The organism is Nitratireductor sp. GCM10026969 (assembly GCF_042660605.1).
Taxonomy (GTDB): Bacteria; Pseudomonadota; Alphaproteobacteria; order Rhizobiales; family Rhizobiaceae; genus Chelativorans.
In genome coordinates, this window is sequence record NZ_JBHSUM010000296.1 from 1 (window position 1) to 1,374 (window position 1,374).

Sequence of the window (1,374 nt, forward strand, 5' to 3'; positions counted from 1 at the left end):
GGCGAGCATGGCGGTGATGCCGGGCACGACGTGGAAGTCGATCTCGCGCCACGTCGCGGGGCCTTGCTCGATCGCCTCGCATATCGCCGCAGCCATGGCGAAGACACCGGCATCGCCGCCCGAGACGACCGCCACGCTGCGGCCCGAAGCCGCCATTTCGAGCGCGGCGTGGGCCCGGGAGAGCTCCTCGCGATTGTCAGAGGCGTGGCGCGTCTTGTCCGGCGCAAGCTCCAGCCGGTCGAGATAGGGGCCGTAGCCGAAGAAATCGCTCGCCGCCTTGATCGCGGCGCGCGCTTCCGGTGTCGTCTGGTCGGGATTGCCGGGGCCGAGACCAATGACGGTGAGGCTGCCGGTCATGGCCGGTTCCTCGGTTCTGCGAGGGCGCCAGCGGCTGCAGCGCTGCTCGCACTCACCGATCCCGCTTCGCGGGGGAGAGAAGCCGCCGGCCGCGACGTAGGGTGCTCTTCCTGCCCCGGATCTGATCCGGAGTGGCCCGCGAAGCGGGCCGGTGAGGGGGCAGCGTCGGCGTCTTCGTCTTGCTCTCGCCAGCCGGGCACGAGCACGATGGAGAAATAGGCTGCCTTGTCATCCGGCTTGTCGGCGAGGGGCATGGCAACCATTGATTCCATCGTGCCCCGCTCGACGAACATCGCCTCATCCAGCTTGCCGGCGCCTGCCAGCGCGCGGCGGATCTTCGGCAGGTTGCGTCCCACCTTCATGACGATCGCAGCGTCCGCGCTCGCCAGCCGGCTTGTCAGCTCCGTCTCGGGCAACGTGCCGGGCAGCACCGACAGCACGTCGTCGCCCTGGGCGATCGGCAGGCCGACCGCCGACCAGCAGCCGGACATCGCCGTGACGCCGGCGATCACTTCGGTCGGATAGCGGCCCGCGAGCCGCACATGCAGGTGCATATAGGAGCCGAAGAAGAGCGGGTCGCCCTCGCTCAGCACGGCGACCGTGCGGCCGGCCTCAAGATGCGCCGCAATGGCTCGGGCGGACTCCTCGTAGAACGCCTCGATGGCGCGCTGATAGGCCGGGTCGTCCTTGGGGATCTCGGTCGTTACCGGATAGAGAAGCGGCAGTTCCACCACGTCGGGTTGGATGTAACGCGCCACGATCGCCCGCGCATTGGACATGCGCCCCCGCTTGGCGAAATGGGCGACGACGTCGGCCTGCGCCAGCGCCTTGATCGCCTTGAGCGTGATGAGCTCCGGGTCGCCCGGCCCGGTGCCGACTCCGATCAGCCGTCCGCTCATAGGCCCGCCCTCGCGAGTGCATTCACCGCCGCCGCCGTCATGGCGCTGCCGCCGAGGCGCCCGCGCACGATGGCGAACGGGATGCCGTGATCGCCAGCCGCAAGGGCCTCCTTCGATT

At 69.4% G+C, this 1,374-nt stretch carries 2 protein-coding genes and 1 pseudogene; all 3 read right to left on the bottom strand.

From position 1 onward, the window contains the following. Positions 1 to 357 (bottom strand): SAM-dependent methyltransferase (locus ACFP9U_RS25050; RefSeq protein ID WP_378625594.1); only part of this gene is annotated, 357 nt, incomplete at its 3' end. A 179-nt stretch (positions 358 to 536) separates the two neighbouring features. Continuing rightward, positions 537 to 1,256 (bottom strand): annotated as a pseudogene (locus tag ACFP9U_RS25055) (precorrin-2 C(20)-methyltransferase); the annotation flags it as partial. Beyond that, a partial coding sequence (locus ACFP9U_RS25060; protein ID WP_378625596.1) for a precorrin-8X methylmutase occupies positions 1,253 to 1,374 on the bottom strand: 122 nt, incomplete at its 5' end. The pseudogene ACFP9U_RS25055 and the gene ACFP9U_RS25060, both read right to left, overlap by 4 nt.